Source organism: Spirosoma flavum (assembly GCF_042686045.1).
In the GTDB taxonomy this organism is placed as follows: Bacteria; Bacteroidota; Bacteroidia; order Cytophagales; family Spirosomataceae; genus Spirosoma; species Spirosoma flavum.
The window spans coordinates 1-1313 of record NZ_JBHUOM010000061.1 but is presented as its reverse complement, the minus strand read 5'-3'; the positions used below and the strand labels follow the sequence as shown (position 1 = coordinate 1313).

Sequence of the window (1313 nt, the reverse complement as noted above, 5' to 3'; positions counted from 1 at the left end):
TTATACCCTATTTTCGCCATCTACTATATCACCCACCTGCCTTTTGGGGTAATAATTCTTCCACCTTCGCTTAAGCTTTCCTTCCCCTTTGTGAGCTTGGTCTGGTACCAGCATATCACAGCTTAGGTGGGGTCGCTTATAGTTATACAGAAAAACGGCTTGCTCCAAAACCAACTCGGCCTGGGCTAACGAGTACACCGCTTTATGAGCCAGGTACTCATTCTTTAAAATGCCATTCACCCGCTCCGCAATGGGGTTCTCCAGCGGATCACCCGTCTCAGTCATGCTAATTTGTACATGATAGTTGTCCAATAACCCAATGTAAATAGCGCTGCAATACTGAAGGCCCCGATCAGAATGGTGAATTAAGGCTTTGGCCGTTCGCTTCTTTATCTTCTTGAGAGCCATTTCCAGAGCTGCTTTACAATGAACAGCACCCAGCGATGAGGCTACACTATACCCCATGATTCGTTTGGAATAGGCATCGGTTATCAACGAAATATACAAGCATCCACCCTGAGTAAACCAATACGTGATGTCCGATACCCACAATTGGTTAGGCCTTTCCACCATTAAATTCTTGATCAGATTAGGATATTTACGAAACGGATGACCCGAAAAGGTGGTCTTTACTTTTCGTCGACGCCTTCTAATCAGCATCTTATGCCTGGCTAACAACTCAAAAAAGGCATCCCGACCCAGTTTTATTCCCCTTTCCAAAAATTCATCCTGCAACAGACTATACAGTTTCCGCACACCAATCCGCGGATGTTGACGACGAATGGGCCTGACTAGGCGCAACACATTTAAGTCATCATCTACCTGCTCATTTTGGCGTTGCCAATATTGATAGTAGCCCTGCCGGGTAAAACCAAGCACATCTTCTAGCCGCCGAATCGAAATATTGGGATGATTCGTCAGCATGAACCGGATGGCTTGGTAACGGACTTTTTTTCGATATCCACTCCTAACTCATGCTTCGCTATTCGAACTAAAGTTGAATAGTAGAGCGCCTTGAAGTTAGCCTCCTCCAGTTGTTCTTCCAGAGTCAGAACCTTAGCGCGTAGTTCATCAACAGGGGATTTTTTCTTTGGCTTAGAGGCCCTGGTTGGTCTTAGTGGAGGGGGTGGCTGCTCGATGTCAATAGCGACCGTTTGCTGATTGGCTTCGACCTCCTCTTCAATTTTTCTCATCCAGCGCTGCACCGTCTTACGATTAACTTTTAGTCGTTCAGCGGCCTGATCGATGTTGAGCTGACCGAGCAGAATTTGGGCGACAATTTGCCGCATGACACCTTCTGGCTGTTTCATGCG

Annotated in this window: 2 protein-coding genes; both read right to left on the bottom strand. The window is 46.5% G+C overall.

Annotated features, from left to right (window positions below; genetic code table 11):
• Entirely contained in the window at nt 1-924 is a 924-nt protein-coding gene (locus tag ACFS25_RS31665; protein WP_381509214.1) for an IS3 family transposase, read from the bottom strand.
• Nucleotides 918-1313: COG3415 family protein (locus ACFS25_RS31660; protein ID WP_381509212.1), on the bottom strand; the 396-nt coding region annotated here is incomplete at its 5' end. The genes ACFS25_RS31660 and ACFS25_RS31665, both read right to left, overlap by 7 nt.